Source organism: Leifsonia sp. NPDC102414 (assembly GCF_044765685.1).
Lineage (GTDB): Bacteria > Actinomycetota > Actinomycetes > Actinomycetales > Microbacteriaceae > Leifsonia.
In genome coordinates, this window is the sequence record NZ_JBIWKN010000001.1 from 221898 (window position 1) to 236291 (window position 14394).

Annotated in this window: 15 protein-coding genes; 11 read left to right on the forward strand and 4 right to left on the reverse strand. The window is 70.0% G+C overall.

Features of this window, described 5'->3' with window-relative positions; all coding sequences use genetic code 11:
* Nucleotides 1-36 precede the first annotated feature (36 nt).
* The 3 genes from ACIRCZ_RS00995 to ACIRCZ_RS01005 are packed head-to-tail and all read left to right on the forward strand — an operon-like array spanning nucleotide 37 to nucleotide 2671.
* Nucleotides 37-513: a hypothetical protein gene (locus tag ACIRCZ_RS00995; RefSeq protein WP_055892226.1), complete on the forward strand. Its 477-nt coding sequence runs from the start codon at nucleotides 37-39 to the stop codon at nucleotides 511-513.
* Complete coding sequence (locus tag ACIRCZ_RS01000) at nucleotides 510-1454, forward strand: bifunctional riboflavin kinase/FAD synthetase (protein WP_055892229.1); 945 nt, start codon at nucleotides 510-512, stop codon at nucleotides 1452-1454. Before ACIRCZ_RS00995 ends, ACIRCZ_RS01000 begins: the two co-directional genes overlap by 4 nt.
* Entirely contained in the window at nucleotides 1454-2671 is a 1218-nt protein-coding gene (locus ACIRCZ_RS01005; RefSeq protein ID WP_402848671.1) for an MFS transporter, read from the forward strand. Before ACIRCZ_RS01000 ends, ACIRCZ_RS01005 begins: the two co-directional genes overlap by 1 nt.
* 84 nt (nucleotides 2672-2755) lie before the next feature.
* On the opposite strand, the gene ACIRCZ_RS01010 is transcribed toward ACIRCZ_RS01005, so the two are convergent.
* Complete coding sequence (locus ACIRCZ_RS01010) at nucleotides 2756-3697, reverse strand: ROK family protein (protein WP_402848674.1); 942 nt, start codon at nucleotides 3695-3697, stop codon at nucleotides 2756-2758.
* Nucleotides 3698-3795: 98 nt separating this feature from the next.
* Here ACIRCZ_RS01010 and ACIRCZ_RS01015 point away from each other — a divergent pair, with 98 nt between their 5' ends.
* The 5 genes from ACIRCZ_RS01015 to ACIRCZ_RS01035 all read left to right on the forward strand — a co-directional run bounded on the left by ACIRCZ_RS01015 (nucleotide 3796) and on the right by ACIRCZ_RS01035 (nucleotide 8910).
* Entirely contained in the window at nucleotides 3796-4746 is a 951-nt protein-coding gene (locus ACIRCZ_RS01015; RefSeq protein WP_055892237.1) for a sugar-binding transcriptional regulator, read from the forward strand.
* A 13-nt stretch (nucleotides 4747-4759) separates the two neighbouring features.
* On the forward strand, nucleotides 4760-5791 hold the full coding sequence (gene deoC / locus ACIRCZ_RS01020; protein WP_055892240.1) for a deoxyribose-phosphate aldolase: 1032 nt from the start codon (nucleotides 4760-4762) through the stop codon (nucleotides 5789-5791).
* Nucleotides 5792-5814: 23 nt separating this feature from the next.
* The gene (locus tag ACIRCZ_RS01025; RefSeq protein WP_402848679.1) at nucleotides 5815-7323 is read left to right on the forward strand and encodes an aldehyde dehydrogenase family protein; all 1509 of its coding nucleotides are present in this window, start codon (nucleotides 5815-5817) and stop codon (nucleotides 7321-7323) included.
* On the forward strand, nucleotides 7320-8180 hold the full coding sequence (locus ACIRCZ_RS01030) for an aldehyde dehydrogenase (protein ID WP_055892247.1): 861 nt from the start codon (nucleotides 7320-7322) through the stop codon (nucleotides 8178-8180). Before ACIRCZ_RS01025 ends, ACIRCZ_RS01030 begins: the two co-directional genes overlap by 4 nt.
* 136 nt (nucleotides 8181-8316) lie before the next feature.
* Entirely contained in the window at nucleotides 8317-8910 is a 594-nt protein-coding gene (locus tag ACIRCZ_RS01035) for a GDSL-type esterase/lipase family protein (protein WP_055892250.1), read from the forward strand.
* Nucleotides 8911-8973: 63 nt separating this feature from the next.
* Here the strand turns inward: ACIRCZ_RS01035 and ACIRCZ_RS01040 are convergent, their stop codons facing one another.
* The 3 genes from ACIRCZ_RS01040 to ACIRCZ_RS01050 form a co-directional block, all read right to left on the reverse strand.
* On the reverse strand, nucleotides 8974-10248 hold the full coding sequence (locus tag ACIRCZ_RS01040; protein WP_055894321.1) for a M20/M25/M40 family metallo-hydrolase: 1275 nt from the start codon (nucleotides 10246-10248) through the stop codon (nucleotides 8974-8976).
* Between the two features lie 68 nt (nucleotides 10249-10316).
* Nucleotides 10317-10844 (reverse strand): O-acetyl-ADP-ribose deacetylase, encoded by a 528-nt coding sequence (locus ACIRCZ_RS01045; RefSeq protein WP_402848684.1) that lies wholly within the window; start codon nucleotides 10842-10844, stop codon nucleotides 10317-10319.
* Between the two features lie 2 nt (nucleotides 10845-10846).
* Nucleotides 10847-11125 carry a metal-sensitive transcriptional regulator gene (locus tag ACIRCZ_RS01050; RefSeq protein ID WP_055892256.1) on the reverse strand — a complete coding sequence of 93 codons (279 nt, stop codon included), beginning with the start codon at nucleotides 11123-11125 and terminating at the stop codon, nucleotides 10847-10849.
* A gap of 61 nt (nucleotides 11126-11186) precedes the next feature.
* On the opposite strand from ACIRCZ_RS01050, the gene ACIRCZ_RS01055 reads away from it, so the two are divergent.
* The 3 genes from ACIRCZ_RS01055 to ACIRCZ_RS01065 all read left to right on the forward strand — a co-directional run bounded on the left by ACIRCZ_RS01055 (nucleotide 11187) and on the right by ACIRCZ_RS01065 (nucleotide 14271).
* Nucleotides 11187-11411 (forward strand): heavy-metal-associated domain-containing protein, encoded by a 225-nt coding sequence (locus ACIRCZ_RS01055; RefSeq protein ID WP_055892258.1) that lies wholly within the window; start codon nucleotides 11187-11189, stop codon nucleotides 11409-11411.
* Complete coding sequence (locus ACIRCZ_RS01060) at nucleotides 11408-13666, forward strand: heavy metal translocating P-type ATPase (RefSeq protein WP_402848688.1); 2259 nt, start codon at nucleotides 11408-11410, stop codon at nucleotides 13664-13666. Before ACIRCZ_RS01055 ends, ACIRCZ_RS01060 begins: the two co-directional genes overlap by 4 nt.
* Before the next feature lie 179 nt (nucleotides 13667-13845).
* Nucleotides 13846-14271 (forward strand): RbsD/FucU domain-containing protein, encoded by a 426-nt coding sequence (locus ACIRCZ_RS01065; protein ID WP_055892261.1) that lies wholly within the window; start codon nucleotides 13846-13848, stop codon nucleotides 14269-14271.
* Nucleotides 14272-14394 lie beyond the last annotated feature (123 nt).

The following is a 14394-nucleotide window of genomic DNA, read 5'->3' on the forward strand; positions in this document are numbered from 1 at the left end:
CTGGCAGCCCGCGCTGCGCGAATAGAATCGTAGGCGATGTCACACCACACCATGTCCGCACGCGACCACTCGGAGGACCCCACCGCGAAGCGGAGGATCACCGGCATCGGACGCGTGCTCGTCTTCGTCTACGGCGTGCTCGCGCTCGCTGCGACGGGGCGCAGCGTCTTCCAGATCATCGACCGCTTCCACGAGGCGCCCGTCGCCTTCACGCTGTCCGCGCTGGCCGCCGTCGTCTACATCGTGGCGACCATCGCCCTGGTCGCTCCAGGTCGCGCCTGGTACCGGGTGGCCTGGATCACCATCACCTTCGAGCTGGTCGGCGTGCTCGTGATCGGCTCGCTCAGCCTGTTCGCCCCCGCGACCCTCGGCCTGCACGACGTGGACCCGTTCGGCCGCGATGCAACCGTGTGGTCTGTGTACGGGATGGGCTACCTGTTCATCCCGCTGGTGCTTCCGATCCTCGGCCTGATATACCTGCGCGGGCACAAGCCGCGGGGAGCGGCATCGTGAAGCTGTTCCGATCGGTGGCGGAGATCCCGGAGGGCTTCGGCCCGAGCGCGGTGACCATCGGCAAGTTCGACGGCGTGCACACCGGTCACCGTGCCGTCATCGGGCGGCTCTGCGAGGTGGCACGCGAGCGGGGGCTCACCCCGACCGTCATCACCTTCGACAGGAACCCGCTCGAACTGCTCGCACCGGAGAAGTGCCCGACCGCCCTCGTCAGCGTCGAGCAGAAGCTCGACCTGCTCGCCGGCACCGGCGTGGAGGCGACGCTGCTCGTCGCGTTCGACCGCGCGCTCGCCGAGCTCTCTCCTGAGGAGTTCGTCAGACACATCCTGGTCGACAGGCTGCACGCGGCCGCCGTCCTCGTCGGAAGCGACTTCCGGTTCGGGCACCGCGGCGCGGGCGACGTCGGCATGCTGCGCGAACTCGGCCAGAAGTACGGCTTCGTCGTGCACCTCATCGACGACGTGCGGCCGGAGCACGGCAGGCGCGTCTCCTCCACCTGGATCAGGGAACTGCTCGCAGACGGAGACGTCGCGCACGCCGGCGAACTGCTCGGGCACATCCCGACCCTGCGCGGCGTCGTCGTGCACGGCGCGAAGCGGGGCAGGGAGCTTGGCTTCCCGACCGCGAACCTGTCGCCGGAATCGGAAGGGCTGATCCCGGCCGACGGCGTGTATGCCGGCTGGCTCACCGACGGGGACGAGCGCTATCCGGCCGCCATCTCGGTCGGCAACAACCCGACCTTCGAGGGCGTTCCGCAGAAGCAGGTCGAGGCGTACGTGCTCGACCGCGACCTCGACCTCTACGACCACCACGTGGAGATCGCGTTCGTCGAGCGCATCAGAGGCATGGTCGCGTACGCGGGCGTCGAGCCGTTGATCGCGCAGATCACGGACGACGTGGACACCGCCAGACGCATCCTGCAGCCCGAGAACGCCAACTGATGGCGGACGCCTCGACGCGACCGCTCTGGCACGGTCGCGCGATCGCGCTCGTCGGCATCCTGCTGGTCGCCAGCAACCTGCGCACCGCCGTCGCAGCCCTGTCGCCGATCTTCGCGGAGATCCGCACGGAGTTCGCCGTCACGAGCGTGGGGGTCGGCCTGCTCGGGATGCTCCCGCCGATCTTCTTTGCGCTGTTCGGCCTGCTCGCCCCGACGCTGACCCGTAAGGCCAGCCTCGAGGGCGTGATGATCGCCGCGCTCTGCGTGATGCTGCTCGGGCATATCCTGCGTGCCACTGCAGGGTCGTTCGCGATGCTGGCCATCGGCTCCGCCGTGACCTTCGCCGGGATGGGCGTCGGCAACGTGCTGCTGCCTCCGCTGGTGAAACGGTACTTCCCCGACCGGATCGGGCTGGTCACCTCGCTCTACGCGACCGTGATGTCGGTGAGCACGCTGCTGCCGCCGCTGATCGCGGTGCCGGTGGCGGACGCATCCAACTGGCACGTGTCTGTCGGGATGTGGGGCGTTGTGAGCCTGCTGGCCATCCTGCCCTGGCTGCGCATCATCCTGACCAGGCGGCCCGTCCACCCCGCGCACGACGTGGAGGTGGAGGCGGCGGAGCCCGCGATGCTCGGCAAGGTGTGGCACGCGCCGCTCGCCTGGGCGATGGCCGTGGTGTTCGCCGCGTCGAGTCTGAACGCGTACGCGATGTTCGCCTGGCTGCCGGAGATCCTGCACGACGTCGCGGGGTCGACGCCGGTGGAGGCAGGAGCGCTGCTGTCGCTGTACGCGGGGATGGGCATCCCGGCCGGGCTGCTGGTCCCGCTGCTGGCCTCCCGGATGCGCAACGTCGCCCTGCTGCTGTATGCGGGCGTCGGCTTCTTCGTCGCCGGCTATCTCGGGCTGATCCTCGCGCCAGGCGCGGCCACGTGGCTGTGGGTGGTGTTCGCCGGTCTCGGGCCGCTGCTGTTCCCGCTGTGCCTGGTGCTCATCAACGTGCGCACGCGGACCCACGAGGGCTCGGTCGCGCTCAGCGGCTTCACGCAGGGGGTCGGATACACGCTCGGTGCCCTCGGCCCGCTCGCGGTCGGCGTGCTGCACCAGCTCACCGGCGACTGGACCGTCGCCCTCATCGTCCTGATCGGCACCGCCATCGCCGCCGCCCTGGCAGGCACCGTCGTCGCCCGCCCGCACGCCCTCGAGGACCACTTCCGCTGATCCCCAGCGATCGGGCAGGGACGTGTGCACGCGACACGCCGGTGAGAGGCGAGCACACGTCCCGGCTCGATTGTGAGGGGACGGTCAGGGGAGGAGGTGCGCCCGGTGGATGAGGGCGGCCGCGCCGATGAGGGGGCCTTCGGAGGAGAGGGCGGAGGGGATGATGCGGACCTTGCGCACGTAGGGGAAGTAGTGGTTCTCGATGACGCGGCGCATGTGGTCGAACAGGTCCGGCGTCGAGTGCGAGAAGCCGCCGCCGATGGCGACGAGCTCCAGGTCGAGCAGCGCTGTCGCCGAGGCGATGGCGCGGCCGACGGCCTCGCCCGTGCGAGCGATGGCCTGGTGCGCCACCTCGTCGCCCGCGGCGTACGCGGCGGCCAGCTCCTCGCCCGTCGTGCCGGTGAAGCCGTGCTGACGGGCCCACGCGACGGTGTGCGGTCCGGAGGCGATGGCTTCGAGCGCGCTGGGGTTGCCGAACGTGTTCTCTCCGACGATCTCGCCGACCTCGACGTGCCCGATGTGGCCGGCGTTGCCCGTCGGGCCTGTGATGACGCGGCCGCCGACGATGAGGCCGCCTCCGATGCCGGTCGAGACGACCATCCCCATCACGTTGTCGACGCCCTGCGCTGCGCCCACCCAGTGTTCGGCGAGCGTGATCGCGACGCCGTCCATCTCCAGCGTGACAGGGATGTCGAGCCCGGCGTCCGCGACGACCCCCGCGATGAAGTCGCGCATCGGGTAGTCGCGCCAGTGCGGCACGTTCAGCGGTGACACCAGGCCCTTGATGCGGTCGATCGGCCCTGCGCAGCCGATGCCGGCTCCGATGAGCACGGCGTCGGCGGGTACGGCGGCGATGGCGTCGCGCACGACTCCGCCGACGGAGGCCTCGAGGTCGGGGACCGTGGCGGTGCGGCCGGTCGGGCGGCGGAAGCGGGTGGATTCGAACAGGCGGCCGTCTGCATCGACGAGCGCGGCTTCGACTTTGGTTCCGCCGAAGTCGACGGCGAGAGCGAGGGGAGTTGGCACGACCCTTACCCTAAAGGAAACCGCCGATGCTCATATGAGCAACATGCGCGCAAGCGTTGCTCGAACGCGCAATCGGTTCCTAAGGTGGAAGCGTGGCCATGAACGACACCGATGAGATCCTCGCCGTGAAAGCCGCTGAGCTGTACTACGAGGCGGGCAAGACCCAGGACGAGATCGGCCTCGCCCTCAGCGTCAGCCGCTGGAAGGTCGGACGGCTGCTCGTCGCGGCGCGCGAGCACGGGTTCGTGCGCATCGAGATCGTGCATCCGAGCGCCAGACGGTTCTCGCTGGAGCGCGAGCTGTGCGGCTTCTACGACCTGCAGGACGCCGTCGTCGTGCCCACCCTCGACGCCGACTCGGATGTGCAGGCCCGCGTCGCGCAGGCCGCCGCCGACTACCTCACCACGCTTCGCCCCGTCCCTCGCACGCTCGGCGTGAGCTGGGGACGCACCCTGCACGCCGTTGCAGCGCGCCTGCGGCCCGGCTGGGCGGTGGGCGTGAACCCGGTGCAGATCAACGGCAGCGTGTCCAGCACGCGCCAGGCCACAGCCGCGGCAGACACCGCCGTCGTGATCGCACGCAAGGCGCAGGGCACAGCGACGCTGCTGCCGAGCCCGGCCATCTTCGAGCACGCGGCCACCCGCCGCGCCATCGAGGCCGACCGCTCTGTGCAGAGCGTGCTCGCGCTGGCGAGGAGCGCATCCGCGTACCTGTTCAGCGCCGGCGTCGTCGACACGAGCTCCGTGCACGTCGACTCCGGCTACCTCACGGCCGACGATGTCGCATCGCTCGCCGACAAGGGCGCGGTCGGCGACGTGGTCGGCCGGTTCATCACGGAGGACGGCCAGGTGGCCGACCCCGAACTCGACGGCAGGACCCTCGGCATCTCGCTGGACGAACTGCGCGCAGCGCGCACCAGCATCGCCGTGATCGCGGGCGAGACCAAGCACAGGGTGGCGCACGCCATCGTGTCGAGCGGGCTCTGCAGCACGATCATCACCGACGAATCCACCGCGAACCACCTGCTCGGCCGCACAGCGGCGAGCTGAAAGAAGGAGTGACGTGACCATCGAAACGACGCCGCCCGTGCGAACCCTCGCACCGGCGGCCAGGGCCGTCGAGGTGCTCGGAGGCGACTTCACCGAAGCCTCCCTGCGCCGCTACCTGAACGGCATTCCGGGGGTCGATGCGGTCGGTCTCGAACAGCGCGCAGCCGGACTCGGCACCCGCTCCATCAAGACCACGAGCAAGGCATGGGCGCTCGACAAGATCATCGAGCTGATCGACCTCACCACGCTCGAAGGCGCCGACACGCCAGGCAAGGTGCGCTCGCTGGTGGCCAAGGCCCTCACCCCGGACCCGAGCGATCTCACCGCGCCCCGCCCTGCAGCCGTGTGCGTCTACGGCGACATGGTGCCGTACGCGGTCGAGGCGCTTGGCGCATCCCACGCGGGCCGCTCTGGGGGCGCTCCCGGCAGTGTGAACGTCGCGGCGGTGGCGACCGCGTTCCCGAGCGGGCGCGCATCCCTCGCCGTCAAGCTGGCGGACACCGCGGACGCCGTCGCAGCCGGTGCCGACGAGATCGACATGGTCATCGACCGCGGAGCGTTCCTCTCCGGCCGCTACGGGCTCGTCTTCGACGAGATCGTGGCCGTCAAGGAGGCCTGCCGCCGCCCGGACGGCTCGTACGCGCACCTCAAGGTGATCCTGGAGACCGGTGAGCTGAACACGTACGACAACGTGCGCCGCGCATCCTGGCTGTCGATCCTGGCCGGAGGCGACTTCATCAAGACCTCGACGGGCAAGGTGTCTCCCGCGGCGACGCTGCCCGTCACGCTGCTGATGCTCGAGGTCGTGCGCGACTGGCACAAGCTCACCGGCGAGGAGATCGGCGTGAAGCCAGCTGGCGGCATCCGCTCGTCCAAGGACGCCATCAAGTACCTCGTGACCGTGGCGGAGACGGTCGGGGAGCACTGGCTCCAGCCGCACCTGTTCCGCTTCGGCGCATCCAGCCTGCTGAACGACGTGCTGCTGCAGCGCCAGAAGCTGACGACCGGGCACTACTCCGGCGCCGACTACGTCACGATCGACTGACCGAAGAGACCGAAGGCAGAACAATGAGTTTTCTCGAATACGCACCAGCGCCGGAGTCTCGGGCCATCCTGAACCTCCGCGACCAGTACGGCCTGTTCATCGACGGCGAGTTCGTCGACGGCAACGGCACCCCGTTCCAGACCATCTCCCCGGCGACGGAGGAGCGAATCGCGACCATCTCCACCGCGAACACCGCCGACGTGGATGCGGCCGTCGCCGCCGCGCGCCGGGCGTACGAGCGCACCTGGTCCAGGATGAGCGGCAGCGACCGCGGCAAGTACCTGTTCCGGATCGCGCGCCTCGTGCAGGAGCGCGCCCGTGAGCTCGCCGTGGCGGAGAGCCTCGACAACGGCAAGCCGATCAAGGAGAGCAGGGATGTGGACGTCCCGCTCGTCGCCGCCTGGTTCTTCTACTACGCGGGATGGGCCGACAAGCTCGATCACGCCGGTCTCGGCCCTGCGCCGCGCGCGCTCGGCGTCGCCGCGCAGGTCATCCCGTGGAACTTCCCGCTGCTGATGCTCGCGTGGAAGATCGCACCGGCCCTCGCCGCAGGCAACACCGTCGTGCTCAAGCCGGCGGAGACCACGCCGCTGACCGCTCTGCTGTTCGCAGAGATCGTGCAGCAGGCCGGCCTCCCGGCAGGTGTCGTCAACATCGTCACCGGCGCGGGGGAGACGGGGCGCGACCTGGTCAACCACCCGGACGTGAACAAGGTCGCCTTCACCGGCTCCACCGCCGTCGGCCGCGAGATCGCGCGAGCGGTCGCCGGCACGGACAAGAAGCTCACCCTGGAGCTCGGAGGCAAGGCGGCGAACATCGTCTTCGACGACGCGCCGATCGACCAGGCCGTCGAGGGCATCGTCAACGGGATCTTCTTCAACCAGGGGCACGTCTGCTGCGCAGGCAGCAGGCTCCTGGTGCAGGAGAGCATCCACGACGAGGTCGTCGACCGGCTGAAGAACCGCCTGTCGACGCTGCGCCTCGGCGACCCGCTCGACAAGAACACCGACATCGGCGCGATCAACAGCGCAGAGCAGCTTCAGCGCATCCGCGAGCTGTCCGACATCGGAGAGGCGGAGGGAGCCGACCGCTGGACGGCCGACTGCGCCATCCCGGAGAACGGCTTCTGGTTCGCGCCGACGATCTTCGACAACGTGTCCACCAGCCACCGGATCGCCCGCGAGGAGATCTTCGGGCCTGTGCTGTCCGTGCTCACGTTCCGCACCCCGGCCGAGGCCATCGCCAAGGCGAACAACACCCCGTACGGTCTGTCCGCCGGCATCTGGAGCGACAAGGGCAGCCGCATCCTGGCCGTCGCGGACAAGCTCCGCGCCGGCGTGATCTGGGCGAACACGTTCAACCGGTTCGACCCGGCCAGCCCGTTCGGCGGGTACAAGGAGTCAGGCTACGGCCGCGAGGGCGGCCGCCACGGGCTCGCGGCGTACCTCACGCCCGGCCGTGCGCTTCCCGGCACGTCCGCCGGCGCGCTGACCTCCGCATCCACCACGACCCGCAAGGGAGCGAAGAAATGAGCCGCCTGACCGTGCCGAAGACGTACAAGCTCTACATCGGCGGAAAGTTCCCGCGCAGCGAGTCCGGCCGCACGTACGAGGTCGTCTCGGCGAAGGGCGCGTTCCTGGCCAACGCAGCGAAGGCGTCCCGCAAGGACGCTCGGGATGCGGTCGTCGCCGCCCGAGGAGCCCTCGGCGGCTGGGCCGGCGCCACCGCGTACAACCGCGGGCAGGTGCTATACCGCATCGCGGAGCTGATGGAGGGTCGTCGTGCCCAGTTCGTCGACGAGATCCAGCAGACGGAGGGCGTCTCGGCGTCGGTCGCAGGCGCCCAGGTGGACGAGGCCATCGACCGCTGGGTCTGGTACGCGGGCTGGGCGGACAAGTTCGCTCAGGTCGTGGGGAACGCCAACCCGGTCGCGGGTCCGTACTTCAACATCTCGGTGCCGGAACCGACCGGCGTCGTGGCGATCGTCGCGCCCCAGGACAGCGGCCTGCTCGGCTTCGTGAGCGCCGTCGCCCCGGCGCTGGTGGCGGGGAACACGGTCGTCGTCGTGGCGAGCGAGCGGTTCCCGCTGTCGGCGATCAGCTTGAGCGAGGTGCTCGCGACCAGCGACGTTCCCGGCGGCGTCGTGAACATCCTGACCGGCTCCCCGGCCGAGATCGCCCCGTGGCTGGCCTCGCACGCCGACGTCAACGCGCTCGACCTGGTCGGCGCAGGAGCGCTGGAGTGGATCGACCTGCAGATCGCAGCGGCGGACACACTCAAGCGCGTGCTCACCCCGGAGAACGGCCAGGACGCAGCTGCGCCGTCGCTCGACCGCATCGCGTTCTTCACCGAGACGAAGACGGTCTGGCACACCAAGTCGCTGATCTGATCCGCGACGGCTCGCGCATCCCGCGATCGCCGTCCTGACGCATCCAGAGGGGTGTACCGCAGCCGTGTGCCGCGGTACACCCCTCGCGGCTTTCAGCTTCTTGGGGGAGGATGGCAGAAAGACTTAGGAGGTCCGGATGACGGATCAGGGGATGTCGGGTATGGGTCCGACCGCCCTCGTCGGGGACAGTCTCACGCAGGGCGGGGACTGGCAGGCGTGGATGCCGGGGGAGACGATCTACAACTTCGGGGTCGGCGGAGACACGTCGGACGACGTGGTCGCGCGGATCTGGGATGTGATCAACGCCCAGCCCGCCGTCGTGGTGCTGCTGATCGGCACGAACGACCTCGCCTGGCGGCGCTCCGTCGAGCACGTGGTGCGCAATGTGGAGACCATCTTGGTGACGCTGCGCAGGGAGCTGCCGGAGACGCGCATCCTGGTGCAGTCCGTGCTGCCGCGCGGTCACGAGTTCGCCGACCAGATCCGCGACATCAACCGCCACCTCTGGCAGTTCGCGCCCACCGTGCACGCCCAGTGGCTCGACCTCTGGCCGTCTCTGGCGCTCGACGACGGCGAGCTGAACCCCGCGTACAGCGACGACAGGCTCCACCTCAACGAGGAGGGCTACCGCGTCTGGGTCAACGAGCTGATCCCTGCGCTGGAGCGCCTGCGCCAGCAGCCGCCCACCAGCCGCGCGATCACCCTCCCCGACCTCGGCGGCGCCGCCTGATCATCGAGTCCGAACCTGTTCACACTCCCACTCGGCGTGTCGCCTGAATAACTCCGGGCTCGATCATCTGGTGAGGAGGAGGGTCTCGTAGAAGCGGATGCCGCGGAGCCAGGTGGCCACGTGGATGCGCTCGTTGCGGGCGTGCAGGGTCGCGCGTTCCTCGGTGGCCATCTCGAACGGGGTGAAGCGGTAGACGGCGTCGCTGATCGTCGTGAAGTGGCGGCTGTCGCTCGCGCCGAGCATGATGTACGGCGTCACCACGGCATCCGGATGCACGGCCGCGATGCTGCCGGCCACCGCATCCCACTCCGGCCCGCTCGTCGGCGACACCGGGGACGGTTCGCTCGGGTCGACGGCCTGGATCCGCACCAGCGGGTCGTGGATCGCCTTGCGGAGATGGGCGATCGTCTCCGCGACGCTCGAACCGACCGCGATGCGCACGTTCACGACCGCCTCCGCGGTCTCCGGCAGCGCGTTGGCCGCGAGGCTTCCGCTGAGCTGGGTGACGGCCGTCGTCGTCCGCACGATCGCGCGGGTCTCGTCGCTCACTCGGCCCAGCACGGCGACCAGAGCAGGTTTCAGCGTGCGCGCCCTGGTGAACACCGCGCGCAGCGGACCGCTGGCGTGCGCGCCGAGGGTCTCCACCATCTGCAGGTTCGTCTCACTGAGCCTGGCGGGGAAGGGCTTGGCGTTCAGCCGCGTGATCGCGCGCGCCAGCCGCACCGTCGCCGCCAGTTTCGGGGGCGTGGATGCGTGACCGCCGTTCTGCTCGACGGTCAGGCGCACGCTCGTGATGCCCTTCTCGCTGACCCCGACGACCGCGATGGGCTTGGTCACGCCGGGGAAGATGCCCTCCACGACCGCGCCGCCCTCGTCCAGGACCAGTGCCGGCCGGATGCCGCGCTCGGCCAAAGCGGCGACGATCGCCTGCGCTCCTGAGCCGACCGTCTCCTCGTCGTGGCCGAAGCTGAGGTACACGTCCGCCGCGGGAGTGTGGCCGGCCGCGACCAGCGCATCCACTGCTTCGAGGATGGCGACGAGGGCGCCCTTGTCGTCGAGGGTGCCCCTGCTCCAGAGCACGCGGCCGTCTCCGTCGCCGGTGAGCTCCGCACCGAATGGCGGGTGCTGCCAGCCGTCGTCCGTGGCGGGCACGACGTCGTAGTGGGCCATCAGGACCGTCGGCGGGCCGTCGCCCGCTCCGCGCCAGCGGTAGAGCAGCGAGCGGCCGTGCTGCTCGCGTTCGAGCCCGGCGTGCAGTGCTGGGTAGAGCTCGGGGAGGGCGGCGATGAAGCGGTCGAACGCCTCCCAGTCGGTGTCGTCCACCACGTTGCGCGACATGGTCGGGATGCGCAGGAGCGTGCGGAAGCGCTCGAGGGCGGCATCGTCGTCGATGCCGTGGGCGGCGCTCACTCGCCGGCCGCCGTGCGGAACGCGGACAGGGCGTCGTCGGAGAACAGCACGAACCGCACGCGCTCGACCGGCCCGAAGGATGCGGCGAGCACGGCACGGACGGTGCTGACCGCGATGCGCGCCGCATCGTCCATCGGCCAGCCGTAGACCCCGGCGGAGATCGCGGGGAACGCGACGGAGGTCGCGCCGACCTCGCGGGCGACGCGCAGGGACGAGCGGTAGGCGTTCTGCAGCAGCTCCGTGCGGTCCTCGGTGGCCGACCAGACGGGGCCGACCGTGTGGATGACCCAGGTCGCGGCGAGGTCGCCGGCCGTGGTGGCGACGGCCTGGCCGGTCGGGAGGCCGTCAGGGAGCGTCGTCGCGCGCAGTTCGCGGCAGGCGTCGAGGATGGCCGGGCCTCCTCTGCGGTGGATCGCGCCGTCGACGCCGCCTCCGCCGAGTAGGGAGCTGTTGGCGGCGTTGACGATCGCGTCGACGTGCTCGTCGGTGATGTCGCCCTTGACGATCTGGATGAGGTCGTCCACGGTCAGCCCCTGTTGTTGGAGAGCTCGTATACCTTCAGCAGCTCGACGATCGCGTCGTCGCGCTGGCTGCCGCCCTCCTCGAACATCTCGGACACGTGCGTCTTCAGGTGGTTCTCGACGAGCAGCTTGTTGAGGGAGCCGAGCGACTTCTGGATGGCGAGGGACTGCGTGATGATGTCGATGCAGTAGTCCTCGTTCTCGATCATCTTCTCCAGGCCCCTGAGCTGGCCTTCGAGGATGCGCGTGCGGTGCATGGCGCGTTTCTTGATGTCTGCGATCACCGCTCCAGGATACCGCGCCGATCCCACATACCCCTATGGGGTATGTGTTACAGTCGAAGACATGGAAACGAGCTACGACATCCAGGGCATGACCTGCGCGCACTGCGCACGCGCGGTGACCGAGGAACTCCGGGCGATCGACGGCGTGACAGCGGTCGCGGTCGACGTGGCGGCGGGCACGGCGACGGTCACCAGCGACGCGATCCTGTCTGTGGATGCGGTCGCCGGCGCGGTCGAAGAGGCCGGATACGCGTTGGCCCACCCACGCCGGCTCCCACTGCTGTGACGGGCGCCACGACCGGCGCCACGACCGCGTCAGGCGCATCCGGGCCGGTGGAGCTCGACCTCGCCATCGACGGCATGACCTGCGCGAGCTGCGTGGCGCGCGTCGAGAAGCGCCTCGGCCGCCTCGACGGCGTGACCGCCACCGTCAACCTCGCCACCGAACGCGCCCGCGTCACGGCGCCTGCCTCGATCGACCCTGCGCTGCTCGTGGCCGAGGTCCAGAAGGCCGGCTACGGCGCGCACGTCATCGAAGCGGCCGAACCGCCTCGTGAGGCGGACTCCGGCGCCGCGTTGCGCATCCGGCTGATCGTCAGTGCAGCGCTCACCGTCCCGGTCGTGCTGCTCGCCATGGTTCCCGCCTGGCAGTTCTGGGGCTGGCAGTGGGTCTCGCTGGTGCTGGCGACGCCTGTCGTGCTCTGGGGCGGCTGGCCGTTCCACCGCGCCGCGGCCGTGAACCTGCGGCACGGTGCCGCGACGATGGACACGCTCGTCTCGCTCGGCACGGCCGCCGCATACCTGTGGTCGCTGTGGGCGCTCGTGTTCGGAACGGCGGGCGAGCTCGGGATGCACCACCCGTTCACGTTCGTCGCAGAGCCGGGGAGCGCGTCGGGCGCCATCTATCTGGAGGTCGCCGCAGGTGTCACGACGTTCCTGCTGCTCGGCCGGTTCGTGGAGGAACGGTCGAAGCGCAGGGCGGGCGCCGCTTTGCGCGACCTGCTGCAGGCGGGGGCGAAGGATGTCGCGATCCTCACCGACGACGAGCGCGAGCGGCGCGTTCCCGTCTCCGCCCTCGCGGTGGGCGACAGGTTCGTGGTGCGGCCTGGCGAGCGCATCGCGGCGGACGGCGTCGTGCTGGACGGCGCCGCCGCGGTCGACACGAGCGCGATGACGGGGGAGTCCGTGCCTGTCGAGGTGGCAGGCGGAGGCACCGTGGCGGGAGGGACGATCGCGCACGGCGGCACCATCGTGGTGCGCGCCTCCAGGGTCGGCGCCGACACCCAGCTCGCCAGGATGGCGAAGCTCGTGGAGGAGGCGCAGCTCGGCAAGGCGGGCATCCAGCGGCTGGCCGACCGGATCTCCGGCGTGTTCGTGCCCGTGGTCATCGCGCTCGCGCTGGCGACCTTCGTGGTCTGGATGCTCGTCGGAGGAGGCACGTCGGCGGCCGTCTCCGCCGCTGTCGCCGTGCTCATCGTCGCCTGCCCGTGCGCGCTCGGACTGGCGACCCCGACCGCGCTGCTGGTCGGCACGGGGCGCGCGGCGCAGCTCGGCATCCTGATCACCGGACCGGAGGTGCTCGAACGCACCGGCCGCATCGACACGATCGTCTTCGACAAGACGGGAACGCTCACCACAGGCACGATGACGGTCACCGGCGTCGTGACGGCGGACGGCGCAGAGGAGGACAGTGCAGAGGGGACGGACGCTCTGCTGCTCGCGGCGTCCGCCGAGCGCGGCTCGGAGCATCCGATCGGCAGGGCCATCGCGGCAGCAGTGGATGCGCACGCTCCCGTCTCTGGGTTCCGCGCCGTCGCCGGGTTCGGCGTCACCGCTCTCGTGGACGGGCGGCAGGTCACCGTCGCGCGCGTCGACGACAGCGCAGGGCTCCCTGACACGCTCGCCGCCGCCGTGCGTGCCTCCCGCGCCGCCGGTGCGACGGCGGTGCTCGTCACGGTCGACGCCCGCGCCGTCGCCGTGCTGAGCGTCTCCGATCCGCTGCGCGCCGACGCGGAGGAGGCGATCGGGCTGGTCCGCGGGCTCGGCCTCGAACCCGTGGTGCTGAGCGGCGACCACGAGGAGACGGTGCGCGCGGTCGTCGGGCCCCTGCGCATCCGGAACGTGGTCGGCGGTGCGACGCCGGAGGGGAAGGCGGAGACCATCAGGCGGCTGCAGGGGGACGGCCACTCGGTGGCGATGGTCGGCGACGGCGTCAACGACGCGGCCGCCCTCGCCGCCGCGGACCTCGGGATCGCGATGGGCTCCGGCTCCGACGTGGCGATCGAGGCGGGCGACCTGACCCTGCTGCGCTCCGACCCCGTGCTGGTGGCCGATGCGATCCGGTTGTCGCGGCGCACGGTGGCGATCATCAGGGGCAACCTGTTCTGGGCCTTCGCGTACAACGTCGCCGCACTGCCCGTTGCGGCTCTCGGACTGCTGAACCCGATGATCGCGGGGGCGGCGATGGCCTTCTCCAGCGTGTTCGTGGTGCTCAACAGCCTGCGGCTGCGCTCCTTCGCCGGACGCACGATCTCTTCCTGAATCGCGTCATATTCCGCCCCGGGGATGTGTCACTACCAGTGATCCTGTGAGGAGTGTGAGAATCCTTCCGGCGCGCCGTCTGCATTCACCCCTGAAAGGGGGGTGGGGGAGGACATACCGTCGGGTCTATCCTCCACCTAGGGGTTGAGAAATATTCGTTTTACAGGAAAGGCCCGACTTTGCTGAAGAACCTCAGCCCGCTGCTGTCTGGTGCGCTGTTAAGCGCCCTGGATTCCATGCACGATGGCGACATGCTTACCCTTGTCGGCAGCGGCTATCCAGAAGAAGAAATCGTTTCACCCGTCATCCATCTTGGAGAAGTGACCACAGAAGCCGCTGCAGACGCGATCCTCAGTGTGTTCCCTCTCGACAACGAAGACCCGTCGCCGATCACGTTCCTCGATCTCGCCGGTGAACCGTACGATGTCCCAGACGTGGCGTTCGCGGTGAACGGCATCGCATCAGATGCCGAGCTCCGTCGCGTGCCCATGACCCGTCTGGAGCTCGGCGAATTCGTCGAGCTCGCCCGCCATTCCGTTGTGACCGTGCGCGTGGGGTCGGACGCCCCACCATGTGCGTTCCTGCTGCGGAAGGGCGCCTGCTGAATCACACGCACAGCTGAACGTGGGCGTGGGGGGGGGGGGGGGGCCGCCCCCCCCCCCCCCCCCCCCCCCGCCCGCGGGGGGGGGGGGGGGGCCGCCGGGGGGGGGCACCCCCCCCCGCCCCCC

Coding starts and splice junctions, on each gene's coding strand:
- ACIRCZ_RS00995 (WP_055892226.1), top strand. CDS start 37: ATGTCACACCACACCATGTCCGCACGCGACCACTCGGAGGACCCCACC.
- ACIRCZ_RS01005 (WP_402848671.1), top strand. CDS start 1,454: ATGGCGGACGCCTCGACGCGACCGCTCTGGCACGGTCGCGCGATCGCG.
- ACIRCZ_RS01015 (WP_055892237.1), top strand. CDS start 3,796: ATGAACGACACCGATGAGATCCTCGCCGTGAAAGCCGCTGAGCTGTAC.
- ACIRCZ_RS01025 (WP_402848679.1), top strand. CDS start 5,815: ATGAGTTTTCTCGAATACGCACCAGCGCCGGAGTCTCGGGCCATCCTG.
- ACIRCZ_RS01030 (WP_055892247.1), top strand. CDS start 7,320: ATGAGCCGCCTGACCGTGCCGAAGACGTACAAGCTCTACATCGGCGGA.
- ACIRCZ_RS01035 (WP_055892250.1), top strand. CDS start 8,317: ATGACGGATCAGGGGATGTCGGGTATGGGTCCGACCGCCCTCGTCGGG.
- ACIRCZ_RS01040 (WP_055894321.1), bottom strand. CDS start 10,248: ATGTCGCGCAACGTGGTGGACGACACCGACTGGGAGGCGTTCGACCGC.
- ACIRCZ_RS01055 (WP_055892258.1), top strand. CDS start 11,187: ATGGAAACGAGCTACGACATCCAGGGCATGACCTGCGCGCACTGCGCA.